The 16,008-nt window shown below is 30.8% G+C and carries 13 protein-coding genes; 3 read left to right on the top strand and 10 right to left on the bottom strand.

Going from position 1 to position 16,008, the window contains the following annotated elements; genetic code table 11:
* Position 1: 1 nt before the first annotated feature.
* From KM029_RS21715 to KM029_RS21730, 4 genes are all read right to left on the bottom strand, one after another.
* Positions 2-1,207 (bottom strand): DUF4350 domain-containing protein, encoded by a 1,206-nt coding sequence (locus KM029_RS21715; protein ID WP_144075910.1) that lies wholly within the window; start codon positions 1,205-1,207, stop codon positions 2-4.
* A complete protein-coding gene (locus tag KM029_RS21720) occupies positions 1,194-1,862 on the bottom strand; it encodes a hypothetical protein (RefSeq protein WP_144075911.1) in 669 nt (222 codons plus the stop codon). The genes KM029_RS21715 and KM029_RS21720 overlap by 14 nt, the downstream gene beginning before the upstream one ends.
* 112 nt (positions 1,863-1,974) lie before the next feature.
* On the bottom strand, positions 1,975-2,823 hold the full coding sequence (locus KM029_RS21725) for a glycerophosphoryl diester phosphodiesterase membrane domain-containing protein (RefSeq protein ID WP_144075912.1): 849 nt from the start codon (positions 2,821-2,823) through the stop codon (positions 1,975-1,977).
* Between the two features lie 88 nt (positions 2,824-2,911).
* Positions 2,912-3,868, bottom strand: coding sequence for a stage II sporulation protein M (locus KM029_RS21730; protein WP_144075913.1), 957 nt, complete (start codon positions 3,866-3,868; stop codon positions 2,912-2,914).
* 52 nt (positions 3,869-3,920) lie between these two features.
* On the opposite strand from KM029_RS21730, the gene KM029_RS21735 reads away from it, so the two are divergent.
* Positions 3,921-4,643, top strand: coding sequence for an RDD family protein (locus KM029_RS21735; protein ID WP_144075914.1), 723 nt, complete (start codon positions 3,921-3,923; stop codon positions 4,641-4,643).
* A 55-nt stretch (positions 4,644-4,698) separates the two neighbouring features.
* Here the strand turns inward: KM029_RS21735 and KM029_RS21740 are convergent, their stop codons facing one another.
* The gene (locus KM029_RS21740) at positions 4,699-5,595 is read right to left on the bottom strand and encodes an alpha/beta hydrolase (RefSeq protein WP_144075915.1); all 897 of its coding nucleotides are present in this window, start codon (positions 5,593-5,595) and stop codon (positions 4,699-4,701) included.
* Between the two features lie 402 nt (positions 5,596-5,997).
* Between KM029_RS21740 and porU2 the strand changes: the two genes are divergently transcribed.
* Positions 5,998-9,033, top strand: a complete 3,036-nt coding sequence (gene porU2, locus KM029_RS21745) for a putative type IX secretion system sortase PorU2 (RefSeq protein ID WP_144075916.1) — start codon at positions 5,998-6,000, stop codon at positions 9,031-9,033.
* 585 nt (positions 9,034-9,618) lie between these two features.
* Here porU2 and KM029_RS21750 read toward each other — a convergent pair.
* The 5 genes from KM029_RS21750 to KM029_RS21770 all read right to left on the bottom strand — a co-directional run bounded on the left by KM029_RS21750 (position 9,619) and on the right by KM029_RS21770 (position 15,332).
* The gene (locus KM029_RS21750; protein WP_158631175.1) at positions 9,619-9,756 is read right to left on the bottom strand and encodes a hypothetical protein; all 138 of its coding nucleotides are present in this window, start codon (positions 9,754-9,756) and stop codon (positions 9,619-9,621) included.
* Between the two features lie 95 nt (positions 9,757-9,851).
* Entirely contained in the window at positions 9,852-11,153 is a 1,302-nt protein-coding gene (locus KM029_RS21755; protein ID WP_144075917.1) for a leucine-rich repeat domain-containing protein, read from the bottom strand.
* Between the two features lie 8 nt (positions 11,154-11,161).
* Complete coding sequence (locus tag KM029_RS21760; RefSeq protein WP_144075918.1) at positions 11,162-11,440, bottom strand: hypothetical protein; 279 nt, start codon at positions 11,438-11,440, stop codon at positions 11,162-11,164.
* A 21-nt stretch (positions 11,441-11,461) separates the two neighbouring features.
* On the bottom strand, positions 11,462-12,763 hold the full coding sequence (locus KM029_RS21765) for a leucine-rich repeat domain-containing protein (protein ID WP_158631176.1): 1,302 nt from the start codon (positions 12,761-12,763) through the stop codon (positions 11,462-11,464).
* A 7-nt stretch (positions 12,764-12,770) separates the two neighbouring features.
* Positions 12,771-15,332, bottom strand: coding sequence for a hypothetical protein (locus KM029_RS21770; protein WP_144075920.1), 2,562 nt, complete (start codon positions 15,330-15,332; stop codon positions 12,771-12,773).
* Positions 15,333-15,734: 402 nt separating this feature from the next.
* Between KM029_RS21770 and KM029_RS21775 the strand changes: the two genes are divergently transcribed.
* Positions 15,735-15,893, top strand: a complete 159-nt coding sequence (locus KM029_RS21775; protein ID WP_158631177.1) for a hypothetical protein — start codon at positions 15,735-15,737, stop codon at positions 15,891-15,893.
* Positions 15,894-16,008: the final 115 nt, after the last annotated feature.

Genomic DNA, 16,008 nt, shown 5'->3' on the forward strand with positions numbered 1-16,008 from the left:
TTTATATTTCTTTAGAATAAAAATTGTCTATTAATTTGTTGGCACTTATAAAGCCTCCGTCTGTTAGTGGATTGGTTATCTCCTTATCAACTGTTATAAAAAGCTGCCTTAATTCTTCTTCTTTAATACCTGATCTAAGCGATAGTAATACTATATCTTGGTCAATTTCATCGGTAGTTAAGTTGACATAATATTTGTTTCTGATATGATTAAGGAGGTATCTTTTTCTTTTTACAAGAATAGATTTATTCGTTCCATTAGTTACGTACAGATGGCTTAATGTTTTGATAAAACCGATACTCTCGTTGGCTAGAGGTGTAATTTCCGGTAGTGGACGTTGTTCTCTTTTTGCTTCAAAAACAAGGTAAATGAGTAGTAATAAAAGCAGTAATTGAAGTGCCTCTTTTAGCCCTAGTTTAGAAAGTATAACTCTAAATAAAGACTGATGCCCAACACGTCCTAATGTATAATATTCTGTTCTGATATACTTTCCCTCTGGTAACGTGGTAATTATATCACTTATTAGTTTATAATTGCTGTTATTTAAGAGAGCTATATTAGTGAGTATTTTTGGTGTACTTAATAGGTAAATCGCTCCGTTTCCTACGCTAACTTTTATAAATACGGGAGTGTCATTTTCATTTTTTGCCAATACTTTAGTCGTAAAAGTATTGTAATTATTGAATGAGCTTATTAACTCAAAATCAGAAAAATACGCAACATTGTTTGCCGTTTTTAAACTTACAGAGTCAATCTCTAAATTCACACCGTTCTTTAAATCAAAATCTTTTATTTGAATAGATGAATAGTTATTATCTGTAGTAAAACCTAAAGTATCTTTTAAAAGGCGGTTAAACTCTTCTGCAGCTAGTAAAATTGATCTACCATTCTTAGCCTCTCTTAACATTGATTCGATACTCACTTTATCTAATTCTAATTGATTACCTATAATGATAAGATTATTATCACTGTAGCTCTCAGATAAAGAATCATAAATTTCATAAGGTGTTAGACGTAGGTTTTCCACTTCCATCTTTACCTCTGGAGCCTTTAATAATTGTGTTAAGGCTGCAGTTCCATACGGACTACTTTCGAATGATTTATAATGAATATCCCAATCCGTTTTTGTACCAGAGGTAAGTGTCAAAACAAGATAAAGAACGACAGCAATACCCAAGAATAAGTATTGTTTGTTAAAGTTTTTCATGTTGTTCTACGGCTGTTTCAAAGTTTTGATACATAGTTTCTAATTGATGGCATATTGTCTCGTTTGCTTCAAACTCTCCATACCAACAATATTGAAAATACACTCCTATAGAATGAAAAGGAGTTTTTAGGAGGTCATCTTTAAGTTGTAGTAAGATATCATTATGGTGATCTACTTTTCTTAAATTTATTATTTTCTTTTGGTCTAGTTTATCAATTGCTAATAGATAGTATAGTCGAACTATTTCGTGATAATCGTTTTTAGAAATTGCCTCTTTTAATTGAGAAGATAGCGGTATTAGATTCTCATTTTCAGTGTAAATTTTTGTCAAGTCTGATTTAATAATTTTATCAGCTGACGAAAATATCAGCAACTTATTTGATTTTAAAAACAGATAAATTGCCCATAAGACAATTAAGACAATCAGTACCCAAAAAATATCACGAAGAAAATCACCTTCAAAATAGATATCATTATCAAAAAAATTGGACATGAAATCTGATAGCCACATTCCAATATGATCCCATATAGAAATTTGATTTTGGGGTAATTTATAGATAAAATCGGGGTCTTCTTGTAACAACTTTACGTTGTTTTCTGTAAATGCTCTATCCTGTGCCATTAAACCTAACGGTAAGTATAAAAATGACATCATCAGCTGAAAATATTTCCGCATGCTACACTAAATAGTCCTTTATTGAAATCTTGTGAAGTATTACTACCTCCTTCTTCTTTATTAAGAAAAAGGAGGTATATATGTATATAGATTAGCTCATTGCTTCTACATCATTTAAGATACTTGTTGCTTCTTTCTGCTCTTTCAAAGAGAAATATTGAACAACAATTCCAAAATAAACAATTACGTAAAACACAGGAGTAACTAAATTTGATATGAAGTTAATGGTTAATAGTACAAATGAATATGTACTTGAAAATTCACCATTAGAAGACAATAAAGATTCAGCATTAACTCCCGAAAATAAGCCTCCAACAAAAGATATAATTGAACCAAAAAAGCTAGCTATGAAAGAAATTACGATTAAGTAACCTAAAGTTGACCACCAATTACCACTTACTAATTTTCTACTCTTTGAAAGAGCTTCTGAAATAGATGCATTCTCGAATACTACAAGAGGTACAGCAAGAGAAAAACCTATAGCAAGGTAAATTCCGGGAATTAAGAATGCCATACTACCAATAAAAATAAGAAAATAGGACGCAACAGATATACCAAAAATCTTTCTTAGATTAGAAATTGCACTTTCTCTAATTTTTGTTGCTGTTAATTCTTCATTTTCTAAATAAACTTTTATTATAGCAGTACCTACTGATGTAAGCATTATAAAACTGAAAATAATTAAAATATTACCAATAATAAATAATGGGTTTGCAACCATAGCAAAAGGGTCGCTATCCATAGGATTCGTCAAAACACCTTTAGTCATACTAGCTGTTACATATGTAGTCATACCACCACCAACAATTCCAAATGGTGTTACAAGTGTAAGTATGCTTATTAAGATAACCTTGAAGTTTTCTTTCCAAAAACTAAAAGTAAACTCGATCTTTTCTCCAAGACCTCTCTCTTTGTTAAAGTCAAATTGTTCTGTTTGCATGATAAAAATTTAATAGTTAAAAATGATACACTGTTTGGTTTAAAAAAGTTATTAAGTCTATTCAACTTTTAAGCGTTATAAAGCGACCTTAAACTTGTCGTCTTTCAAAAACTTTGTTTGCATGATAGAAATAATAAAATATGATGAAGCTAAATGAAGTAATAATAAAGAATAGACGTATAGGCAATGGCCAATCAACTTGTCGGGTGACAAAACCCTCTAAAAAACCTGCTATAATAAAGATGGGAATAAGACCTATAATAATTTTGAGTCCACTCTTTGTCCCTTCTTTTACGCTATCCATTCGTTTCTTATACTTTGGAAAAAGTAAAGAATTTCCGAGTACAAACCCTGCCCCTCCAGCAAAAATTATCGCCGTTATTTCTAAAGTACCGTGCGTCCAGATACTTAATAAAGATGCTTCAAGAACACCTTTCTGATAAAAAAAATATTGAAAAGAGCCTAACATAATACCATTTCTAAAAAGAAGTACTCCCGTTCCAAAACTTGAGAATATCCCAAATGCAAAAGCTAAAAAAGAGACTTTTATGTTATTTAGGGTGATATATGTAAACATCTCTATTTCACTTCCAGAAGCATATACATCCATGGGTTTACCATTTGCTATATTTTCAAGCGTCATATTCACATAACCATCACCTAAAATTAGACGAACAAATTCACCATCATGATGTGCTGAAAACACACCTATAACACAACTCACTAAAAAGACTGCTAAAGCATACAATATCTGTTTTCTATTGCGAGCCATTTCATAAGGCACCTCTTCTATCCAAAATGTTCTTATTCTAGACGTTTTCTCTTTTTTATTGGTATATATTCTTTCATGGTATTTTATAGACAAACCGTTTAAATAAAATGTTACCTCACTTTCTGGGTAAAATGTCTGCGCATACGATAAATCTTCACTCAGAGATTTATAATAAGAGGCAAGCAAATCGGGAGAAACTGTTGGTTTGTTTAAAGCTTGTTCTATAGTTTGCCATTTATTCTGGTTTTTTAGAATAAATATTGGTTCTTTCATAAATAATTAGTTTGTTGACACTAATATACATATTTTTTTAATATCAACTTAGATGGAATCAATTTCTTTTCAAAACAGCCAGAATGTAAATATTCAATTTCAGAAAGCAACAATTACTCAACGAATAGGTGCATTTTTAATTGATCTTTTAATCATTTCTGCAATATTTTTAGTGCCTTTAATCGTACTGCATAAGTCTGATACAATGTTTGTAGTTTGGGCAGTTATCATGACCATTGTAAGTTTAACTTACAATCTTTTATGTGAGGTTTTCTTAGAGGGACAATCCTTAGGTAAACGAGTGATGGACATTAGAGTGGCATCAATCGATGGCAACTCAGTTACTATGTCTCAATATGGGATACGTTGGGTATTTCGTTTAATTGATATTGCACTATTACAAGGTTCTATTGCCGTTTTTACTATTCTACTTGGTGGTAAAGGGCAACGTTTGGGTGATATTTTAGCAGGAACAATCGTAATTTCTGAGAAGAAAAATATAAATAAAAAACTTTTCAAGGTCCCTGAGTTTCCAGAAGATTATGAACCTGAATTTTATCAAGCAAGTAATTTAAGCGATCAACAAATTAAAGTGATTAGAAAAGGGCTAACACTCAATTATTCTACAGATCAACAAATAATATTAAACAAATTAGTAGATAAACTGAAAGTGCAGTTAGCTATTGATTCTGATATGAGACATAAGGAATTTCTTAATCAATTACTCAACGATTATTATTTCCTTACTATTACTTCAAATCAAGAACAGTATTAAGATAAAAAATCAAATTACCTTCTTTGTTGTAGAGGTAATTTGATTTTCATTTCCTTTATTGAACCGTTTCTTTTACCTCTTGTAAAAAAGCATTAAATGCCGGTTTTGTTTCTTTATTTCTTTTGAAATAAAACATGTGCCCCCTTTCTTCAAACTCAAATAGCTCGAAATTATCGACACCTTTCTCCTTACAAGCTGCTTCAAAATTTTTGTAATGGAAAGGCTTTACTAATGGGTCTGCTGTGCCATGTAGCATATAAATAGAGGGCTGATTTTGATGTATAAAAGATAGTGGAGATACATTTTCTTGAAACAATTCACTATTATTTTGTTCTTCAGTAAAGAAGGCCAACGCCCCTTGTTTTTCTCTTCTTGTAACAAAATCTGTAGGAGCAGACACGGCCATTATAGCTTTTACATTTGTATTGTAGGCTGAATATTCATCCGTTTTAAATAACTCATCAGGTGATAAACCAATCATTAACGCCAAATGTGCTCCAGCAGAATACCCCCAAATACCAATTCGGGTTACATCAATAGGTAATTCTCCCTCTTTAGACTTTAAAAACCGAATGGCCTGCTTTACATCCTCAATACATGCAGGGAAAGGGGCTTCAGAAATTAAACGGTAAGAAATACTTACCCCTACAAACCCTCTTTTGGCTACATTAAAAACCTGATACATTACATCGTCTTTATCTCCTTTGGCCCATCCGCCACCATGAATAAAAACAATTACTGGCTTGTCTTTTATTCCATCATCTCTATAAGAAACTGCCATTTGTGTTGCTCTCTTGGGCGTACTTTCTCTGTAAGTCAGTACTTCATACGTTAAACCTTCTGGAACAATAATTTCCTTTTTGGGTGATCTTCCTTTCTTCTGTTGTGCATTAGTAATGTAACCTGTGCATAATAGTAAAAGGAGAATAGTTATATATCTTTTATACATCATTATTTTAATTGATTTGATGCTGAAATATACTTACTGATGGTAAACATAAGTAGTACTGTATTGATGGATTGTATATTTTTATTGACCTGTTACACTCTATAATTTAAATATTAACTAGTCTAGAATAAAAAAATAATTCTAGACACAAGATACAATGTTAAATAGTAACTAAATATCAAGCACTTAAAAACTAATTTTGTTTTTTATTGGTTAAAAAAGAGAAGTACATGTTAGAAACTACAAGGTATACTCCGTATTATATTTAATATAAAAAAACAGTTCCTAATAAAATATAAACATCATAAAATAAGTGAAATAATTCTTCTATTTTTAAGTAAAATTCAACTGCTTATATTGTATTTTATTAAAAACGACTCATCTCATCAACCTATAATTATTATCATGAATAAGCTCATATCTTTAAAATTATTTCTATTCCTCTTAATTATACCACTTACTAATTTTGGCCAAAATTCTAATATTGATGAGTGGAGAGAATTAATCAAAAGCACTAATTTTCATAAAATAACTATTAAAGAAGATGGCGTTTATAAAATTACATATGATCAATTAAAAGCTACTGGGTTCCCTATTGCTAATATCGAAATGAATGACCTCCGTTTGTTTAGAAGGGGAGTAGAAATTGCTATTAAGATTGATGATTTTGATAATGATAATATCTTTGACCCTGAAGATTTTTTTATCTTTTATGGAGAAAAAAATACTTCTTTAGGGGACCATGATTTATTTAATGATGCTGAGCATAATATTAACCCCTACGTATCTTTTTTTACAGATAAAAGTGCTTATTTTTTAAATCATACAAATGTAAATTCTTTTACACCTCCAAAGCGAATTAATAATAGTAATTACAACTCCAATGGATTGGTTGATGAGGTTAATTATTTTGCTAAAAAACTTATCTTATTTAGAGGTGATGATGTAAACTATTCTGTAGGTAGTTATGCAAAAGGTCTTGGTATTAATAGTGAACGTACAGTATTTTCTTCTCTATTTAATGAAGAAAGAGGTTGGACCTCATATAATTATCAATTGTTAAAAACTGAAACCGTTTTTGATATAAATCTCGATGGCATTGATATAACTAGTAATGAAGATATTATTTTAAAAACAAGGTTTAAAAGTCATATTTATTTTGACAATAAAATTGAATATAAATACGGTAAAGACACAAATAATTTAACAACACTCGGTACCGAAGTTGTTCCAAGTTATGGTGCAAGTAAATTACTTACTCATAACTTACCAATCACCACAATATCAGGCCAAGGCAATTTAATACTATCTGCTCATGATCTAAATTCTAGAAATAGACAACACCAAACCAATCAGTTTGGTGTTGTCTATTTTGATTTATTATATCCAAAAAAATTAGATTTTAATAGTCAACAAGATCAAATAATGTACTGGTTGGGTAAAAGTGCTAAAAAAATTAAAGTTGATAATTATAACTCACAAATTATTTTACTAGATATTACAGACCCATACAATGCTATAGAATTAGAGGTTACCAACTCTTGTGCTGTTTTACCTCCTGTAAATTCTATTAATGAGAGAAAAGTAATTTATTCTTCAAGTTTTAACTATCCATTAGAAACTCATGTTGCACATTTTGAATATTTTGAAGATACAGACGAAACTGATTTCCTATTAATATCTCATCAATTAACTCAACAAAGTTATGGCTCGTTCAATAATGTTGCTCAAGCTTATGCTGATTACCGTTCTTCAGAATCTGGTGGTGAACATATCGTTTACCATGCTGATATTGATGCACTAATTAATACATTTTCTTATGGTGACTTCTCTTCTCTAGCAGTGAAAAAAGCTATTGATGAGTTATCAAGAAAAAAACTTAAATATGTTCTCTTACTTGGTAAAGGACTTCAAGAAGATGAACATCACAAAAAAAACCAACTACTAGGGATTGATAATCTCATTCCTTCTTATGGTTATCCTTGTACAGATCAAGGTTATGTCTTTAATTTAGTAGATAAGCCAACCGTTTCTATAGGTAGAATATCAGCAACTTCAGCATCTAAAGCTGGGGCATACCTATCAAAATTAATAGAATTTGAAAATATGGACTTTAGAAATGCCTCTAAAAGAAAAGCATTACATTTAAGTGGAGGTTCAGGTATTAATCAAATAAATCAGTTTTCAGCAATCAATGACAGTTATAAAGATATTCTTAAAAATAGCCTATTAGCAGGTAGTGTTACTCACCTTAAAAAAGTAGATGATGGAACTTACTACGGAACTTTCGATAAAAGTTCTTTTGCTTCACATTTAAATAATGGAGTTGGCATAATAAGTTACTTTGGGCATGGTTCAACCTCCACAACAGGGCTTTTTTTGGGTTATCCTGATAATAAAACTAACAATTACAATAACACTGTATACCCTTTCATGGTTATGTTGGGGTGTAGTGTGGGAAATGTTTTTATTTCTCACGACGATGTACTTGGAGAAAGGTGGGTGAATTCTGAGAAGAATGGAGCAATTGGCTTCTGGGGTAGCACTTCTCTACTTAATTCTTACCATGCTGAGACCATTGGAGATCAATTTTATACATTAGCGTATAATAAATATGTTGGCAAACCAATTGGTGATATAATAGTTGCACTACAAAACCAACTTATAGATCAAAATAGTAGTCCAAACATAATTAAAGCCTTACAAAATTTTACTTTAGTTGGCGATCCAGCTTTATCAATTGGAATAGAAAAATCTGATTATTGGATTGATGATGTAACTTATACTACTTATGGTACAACTGATAAATTACACCACTCACAAGATTCTACTAAATTTACTATTCAATATGGTAATGATGGGATAATTTGGGATAATGAAGACAGGGAAATTGTAATTAATATTGAACGAAAATACCCTTCAGGAATCATATCTGAAACTTCTATGTATGCTATTTTAAAAGACACTACTACTAGTGGTAAAGTAGATATTATGGTTCATTATTCAGACCTTGATAGTGCTCTTGGTGGTGGAGAAAATATATTAACATTCACTATTGGGAATCAATTGAGTAATGATAATAAAACTATCAATACAATGGATGAATACGATTTCAATAACAACACAAAAACACTTTCTTTATTTTATCATTTCGACCCTTATAAAGACGTAGATGGAGAAGATATTACTTCTATCTCTAATAATATTTTAGATATCTCAGTTTCCCCCAATCCTGCATCAAATACATTGTCTATTCAAAGACTTGCATCAAAATTTAGATATTTACAAATTATTGGTGTCAATGGCACTATATTCCAGAACAAAGACATTTCGTTTTTAGACAATGTAAATTTAAATATTTCAAGCTTAAAAAATGGTTTATATCTCGTTCATTTAAGAGGTGATAATGAAAATAAAATTGTGAAATTAATTAAGAACTAAAAGAAACATCTGCTTTTTCAATTTCTAGCATATTGATTAAAATTAGCGAGGTCCCTTATCTGATCGTTGAGAGATAGCAACAAAGTAATTGTTCTTTTTAAAATTACAACTCGACAACTATTTAATCTAATGATTCTTTTCTGAAAATAAGGTTTGAAGTCGGAAGACTTCTTCCATATGCTAGTTCCAAGTGTCGCCTAACGGATTAACACTTGAAACATAAAAGAGTGTAAAATATTTCTGCTCACGTTAAATCACTAATTTCTTTTGTTCAAAGAAAGCACAGAATTATAACGCCAGATATATTTTTAAAATAACGTAATCACCTTTGTTTAATTACTCATATTATCTAAGAAGCTTTTCGGTGAAATAAAATACAGTGTTCCTGTTTTTGCAGTCACAAAATCTAATCATTTATCGTGATGTCCATTTTCTCCAGACATTAACATTTGTTTTAGTGATGTTTCGATAATACTTGCCGATATCGCAAAACCAATAAACATCGTCCATGTTTCATTGCATTACCAGAAGGTCTATTTCGTCTCAACATTTTAATTTCTACCCCGTCAATCTCAAATTTAGATTTTACATTATGAGCATAAGGCTTTTAGTAAGAAGGCTCTCTTTATCTCTTTTGTAATTTCCTTTCCATTCAATTACTTCCTGTCCAGATAAATGCTGAAGCTGTTCTAATTCAAATGCTTTATCCTTTTCATTACCCACATTAACCTCTTCTTTTTCTTCTCTAATTTGATTGTAATAAGCAGATAGCTGAGCGATTGAATTGTCGCAAAAAGAAATGAATACATGCTGAGTTTTTAACGAACCTCCCCTGGTGGCAAACCTCTACCCGTATTTGTCTCAAAATTATCAACCAATTCTTTAGGAAGCCATTGCCATGGATTACCGTAGTAAAGTATTGCAAGGTTGGCTTTGTTGTATCTTAGAGATACAGGAAGTGTTGTTAGTCGGTTACCTTCAATATTTAAGTAGTGTAATTTTTTAATATGGCCTACATCGGAAGGAAGACTTTTTAGGCTATTATGGTCTAGCGTTAAGGCTTCTAAAATTGAACAATTTGATAAACCTTCATGTAATGCTACTAAACCTTTATTACCTTTTAATCCCAAAATTCGTAAAGAATCTAAGTCTGTAATAAAACTTGGAAAGGCGTTTATATTTCCATTTTCTATTTTAAACATCCTTAAATGATCTAGATTTCTAAAGGAGGCATGAAAGGTTACCTTACTAAGATCACAGTTTTTAAAATGTAAGTTTTCTAAATTTGATAGGCTACCTAAACTAATAGGAAGATTGTCAACAATCCCATCATTTAAAGTAATCCAATTAAGGTTTTGAAGTTGATCAATTTCTTTTGGAAGAGTCATGTCTTCCCCGTTTATTAAGATTTCCTCCAATGAAGTCATCTCACAAAGCATTTTTGGAAAGTTTTTTAGCTTAGAATCATCACACCATAATATTTTTAACTTCTTTAAATTTTTAAAACTATCAGGCAACTCAGTGATAGGGTTCCCTCTGAGGTACAACTCTTCTAGATTCTCTAAGTTGCCAATTTCTTCTGGCAAACTAGAAAGCTGATTTTTGCTTAAGTTTAAAACCTTTAAATTCGTAAGATTGAGAATCTCTTTGGGAAAGGTGGTAAACTTATTTTTACTTAAATCTAATTCTTCTAGCTTGTCTAAGCTAGAAATCGAAGAGGGTAAGTCTTCAAGCAAATTATTACTAAAATCAATATCTTTTAGTGTTGGAATTTTTAATGCATTGTCTTCAATTTTTGTTACGCTATTATATATGATATTTAGCTCATATAATGAATCATATTTATTAATAAACTCTGGAATTGATGTCATTTCTTTATTAAAAGAAATAGTTAACCGTTTTAATTTTGTGAAAGCTAAAATTTCCTTTGGTAAAGTTTGATAATAATTACATACAACATAATGATAAAAGTGACCATTTTTAATTTCCTTATTACTATAAGAAGGACCTTCTTGATTATCTGCAATGGCTAATATTTTACTTTCAGCTTCTTTTTCACTTAAACTGACACAGCCTGAAGTAAATAAGATAGTAATTAATAGAATAATATAGTTTTTCATGTTTTTTGTTATTTAGCCTTGAATTTGAAAAAATTCCATCCGTATCGTTCTTTATTTATATATAGGTTAAACATTACTTTTTCCTCAAAATTAGCATACAGTAAATCTTTATTACTTATTTCAACTTCCCCATTTTTAACACTACCTTCTGGCTTAAAAGCATCATTCTTCTTAAAAAAATCTGAAGGTCTTTCACCAAAATACCTTTCCATAAAAGTTAGATCAAAACCATTTGGAAACTCTCTCATTTGCCATTGATCATTCTTAGAGTGTTTACTTTTGAGCATCGTAAAATACATGCTGAGTTTTTAACGAACCTCCCCTGGTGGCAAACCTCTACCCGTATTTGTCTCAAAATTATCGACCAATTCTTTAGGAAGCCATTGCCATGGATTACCGTAGTAAAGTATTGCAAGGTTGGCTTTGTTGTATCTTAAAGATACAGGGAGAGTTGTTAGACGGTTACCTTCAATATTTAAGTAGTGTAATTTTTTAATGTAACCTATATCAATTGGTAGGCTTTTAAGACTATTATGATTAATATCTAATTGTTCTAAAATGGTACATTTTACTAACCCTTCTTGTAATGCAACTAATTCTCTATTTCCTATTAACCCTAATGTTTTAAGGGAATCCAGATCTGTAAGAAAACTTGGAAAGGTACTTATATTACCATTTTCTATTTCAAACATCCTTAAATGATCTAGGTTTTTAAAGGAGCTGTGAAAGGTTACTTTACTAAGATCACAATTTTTAAAATGGAATGTTTCTAACTTGCTTAAATTACCTATACTTGATGGTAGTGAAGGGACATAACCATCATACATTCTTATTTTGTCTAAGTTGCGGAGTTGATCAATTTCAGTAGGAATATTTAGAGTATCTGCATTGATCAATATCTTTTCTAATGATTTCATTTCGCAAAGCATTTTAGGAAAATGTTTGAGTTTTGTATCATCACTCCAAAGTATTTTCAACTTTTTTAGTTTTTTAAAACTCGCTGGTAACTCAGCAATTGGATTTCCCCTTAAGTACAATTCTTCTAAATTTTCTAACTCTCCAATCTCATCAGGTAATGTAGAAATTTGATTTCCTGTTAGATTCAATACCTTTAGATTTTTAAGGCTTAAAATTTCTTTGGGAAAGGTAGTAAACTTGTTATTACTTAAATCTAGAGACTTTAAATTATCTAAATCTTGAATAGAAGTTGGTAAATCTTGAAGTAAATTATCACAAAGGTCCATTACTTTCAAAGTAGGAATATGAAAAGCATCGTCATTAATCTTCGTTACTCCATTGTACATTATGTTTAGTTCATACAATGAATCATATTTATTAATGAACTCTGGAATTGATGTCATCTCCTTATTAAAAGAAATAGTTAACCGCTTTAATTTTGTGAAAGCTAAAATTTCTTTTGGAACGGTTTGATAGTACTTACAAACAACATAGTGAGTGAAATGTCCATTTTCTATTACTACATTTTTGTATGAGCCACTTTTTTGATTATCCGCAATTGCTAATATTTTATTTTCAGCCTCTTGCTCACTTAATGTTACACAGCTTGTAATAAATATTAGTGAAACTAATAGTATAATATAGTTTTTCATAATTGTTCTATTTTGTTCTATACTTAAAAAATTCCCATCCATATCGTTCTTTATCGATATATAGGTTATATAAGACTTTTTCCTCAAATGAAGAATATAATTCTTCTTCATTACTTAAAGTAACTGTCCTTCCTATCATACTTCCTTTAGGGATAAATTTTTCAGTCTTCTTCTCAAAAAAGTCAGACGGACTTTTACCAAAATACCTTTCCATAAAAGTTAGATCAAAACCATTTGGAAACTCTCTCATTTGCCATTGATCATTCTTAGAGTGTTTACTTTTGAGCATCGCCGTAGCAAAGTTATTGATGATCGCATGGTAAGTACTTTGATGCTCTTTCATTAGCTTATCCCAACTAGGACTTTTAGAAACAAGACTCTCTTTATCTTCTTTATAGTTTCCTTTCCAATCTGTAACTTCCTGTCCGGATAAACGTTGAAGCTGTTCTAATTCAAAAGCTTTTTCTTTTTCACTACCCACATTAGCCTCTTCTTTCTCACCTCTAATCTGATTGTAATAGGCAGATAGCTGAGCGATTGAATTGTCTCCAAAAGAAATGTATTTTTGTTGAGAATTTGCTGCAGCAAGCTTTGCTTCTAATGTTACTTTTAACCTTAAAGCAGGATTCATATACAAAGGAATATCCTTAATATTGACTTCGGCAGAATCATTCTGGAAAATATGAAACGACTCATAAAAAATTTGATGATCCGATTTACTAAATTTTAGGAAAAGAGAGATGCTTGAATTACTCTCTGCACCTATCATTTTTGTTTCAGTAGATCCGTATATTTTATTATCCATAGCGTCACCATTAGGATAAAAATAGTTTATAAGTTGTTTATCAATATCTACAAACTTATTAGCAATTGAGGTCAATACATTAGATACATTATCAAATACAAATCCACCAGTACCTTTTACTTTATCAATCACAAAAGAATTTTTGTCCATCAATTGTTGTAAGGTTTCATGCAGTTTTTTAAACAAATTAGAGTTTGGTATCTCTTTTAGTTTTTCAATTATTTTGTTTTGACGCTCATTATCTTTAAGGTTTTTAAAACTTTTACTAAGCCTGTCAATAAGCCCTTTTTGTAGGTCTAAATTTAGGAGAATATCAAAACCATTTACATCTTTATTTGCATTTGCTGAAGTTCTTACAAAACTTACCTGAAACCCTATTATATCTTTAACTTCTGTTGAAAGAGTAAGATTGAAATTACGTCCTTTTGATTCTTTCCTTTTGAAGTCTTTAGAGGCATCTAATGATTTTTTACGATCTATCTCACCCTCTTTATCATAAAAAAACTTTTCATATTCAGAACCATCAGCAATTGATCCCGAAATATTATACCCTACTTCTTGACCAGTTTGTGATTCTAATTTCCCTAAATTATAGACATTCCATAGTCTAGCGTTTCCTTCTTCAAAAGATGCAGGTATCCCTTTATGCTTTTTAAAATATTCTTTTTCTCCATCCTCACTTGTAATGAAAATTTGTGCTAGCTGATATTTTAGATATTCTTCTAAATTATCTATTGAGTTGAAATTAAGTTGTTTGTTCCAACTATAACCACCGCCAATTTCCACATTAGCTTTATCTGTTTCTGCTCCAGCTGCTGCTTTAACATAAAAATTAATAGTAGTAGATACTCCACCTTGACTTGCACTAATACCAGAGGTTAGTCCTGCAGTTCCTTTTACATACAAAATTACAATTTTACCTTTAACTGTAAATTCTAAAGTAAATTCTAGAGATCCTTCTCCTAAGTTTTCTAATTTTTCATCTGTAGTACCAGTAATTAAATAACGGATTGTTTTTTCTAACCATTCTGAATCACCATCCTTAACTTCTCCTAATTTGACATTTCTTTTATTTGCAGATCTATGGTAATTTTGAAATGGACTTCCTAAACCTAATATATCGTTAGTAGATTGTTCAGAACTATATAACTTTTTTAATAACATATAGTCGTTTGTAACAGTGGGTATTTCACCCATCTCATACATATTGCGAACTATATTCTCAAGAAAACCAGTATTAAGAGATCCTAAGTTGATTACTTCCCCCTCTTGGAGAAATATTAACCGTTCCTTATTGGCTACTTTGATTTTTTTTCCACAAATCGCTTCCCAACCTTTATGGGCGTTAGCTTGAAGCATTTCTATTCCATCAATACCTGTTTTCTGGGTGATATGTGAAAACCCCTCTCCCTTTACAATTTTATACTTAACTATTGTGTTTTGAAAAGTTGGATGTTCTGGATTAGAGCAGCTAAATGTAATTCCTCCTTGTTGGGGTCCATATAAAAGGAGTGCTTTTTTTTGAGTAGATAGGTTACGCTTAACCTCTTGTCGTATTACTTGGGCTTTAGCAGTAGACTCTCTAACTTTTTGTTCATCTTTTTCTTTTGGCTTTTCTGTATAAGACAATTTATATGCGAGGCCATCACTTTCTAATGCTTGTGTTATATCAAATCCTTCTAGACCTGTATTTATCGCTGCAAAATCTATTGAATAATCGTCATCTTCTTCTAAATCTATGTAGTTAGTTTTAGACTTGCTCATGTTTAATTAGTTTTTAGTTTTCGTCATTAGTTTTTATATTTTTAGAATCATAAGATAATTACAAAGATTTAACAATGGAATTGATTTATGAAACTGAGGCAATTATACAATAATATTTAATGAACTCAAAACACACTATTTCATAACATCCAACAAAAAAGATTTCGACTATTCCGTCTTACTTTATGAATTGACAGCAGAAGGAAAATACTTCCATTTAAGTTATCAGATCTAACTCGCAAGCCATACACACAGCATGGAAGAACGTAAATTACTCATCCCTCATCAACCCAACTTCTATCACTTTCAATGATACAAGAATCATTAGTAAACAGATGAAGAAAGGAAGTAAAATGATTGTGGTGATTACTGGAAATAAAAACTCTAATTTTCAAATCAATTATGGAATGGGGGAAGGATGTCGGTACGGAAAGTATAGCTGATGCTGAAGAGCAGTTGGAGTTAAGAATTAGTAGTGAAAGTTGGATTGGTATTCCTGTTTTGAGGGAGGTGGATTTATTAAAAATAAGCCCTAATTGGAAGTCATGGTTTTTTGATTGAGTACGAAATAATAACTGGCACAAGTGTTAAGACGAAGTCGTCACTTGTGTCTTAAAATCAGAAAAGGCTCCTGACTTTCTACTACTGTTCTTAGGTACTGTCTTAAAAGTCAAAT

It is taken from the genome of Flammeovirga kamogawensis, from assembly GCF_018736065.1.
In the GTDB taxonomy this organism is placed as follows: Bacteria; Bacteroidota; Bacteroidia; order Cytophagales; family Flammeovirgaceae; genus Flammeovirga; species Flammeovirga kamogawensis.

Coding starts and splice junctions, on each gene's coding strand:
- KM029_RS21720 (WP_144075911.1), bottom strand. CDS start 1,862: ATGATGTCATTTTTATACTTACCGTTAGGTTTAATGGCACAGGATAGA.
- KM029_RS21755 (WP_144075917.1), bottom strand. CDS start 11,153: ATGAAAAACTATATTATTCTATTAATTACTATCTTATTTACTTCAGGC.
- KM029_RS21725 (WP_144075912.1), bottom strand. CDS start 2,823: ATGCAAACAGAACAATTTGACTTTAACAAAGAGAGAGGTCTTGGAGAA.
- KM029_RS21740 (WP_144075915.1), bottom strand. CDS start 5,595: ATGATGTATAAAAGATATATAACTATTCTCCTTTTACTATTATGCACA.
- KM029_RS21765 (WP_158631176.1), bottom strand. CDS start 12,763: ATGAAAAACTATATTATACTATTAGTTTCACTAATATTTATTACAAGC.
- KM029_RS21760 (WP_144075918.1), bottom strand. CDS start 11,440: ATGCTCAAAAGTAAACACTCTAAGAATGATCAATGGCAAATGAGAGAG.
- KM029_RS21715 (WP_144075910.1), bottom strand. CDS start 1,207: ATGAAAAACTTTAACAAACAATACTTATTCTTGGGTATTGCTGTCGTT.
- KM029_RS21770 (WP_144075920.1), bottom strand. CDS start 15,332: ATGAGCAAGTCTAAAACTAACTACATAGATTTAGAAGAAGATGACGAT.
- KM029_RS21735 (WP_144075914.1), top strand. CDS start 3,921: ATGGAATCAATTTCTTTTCAAAACAGCCAGAATGTAAATATTCAATTT.
- KM029_RS21775 (WP_158631177.1), top strand. CDS start 15,735: ATGGAATGGGGGAAGGATGTCGGTACGGAAAGTATAGCTGATGCTGAA.
- KM029_RS21730 (WP_144075913.1), bottom strand. CDS start 3,868: ATGAAAGAACCAATATTTATTCTAAAAAACCAGAATAAATGGCAAACT.
- porU2 (WP_144075916.1), top strand. CDS start 5,998: ATGAATAAGCTCATATCTTTAAAATTATTTCTATTCCTCTTAATTATA.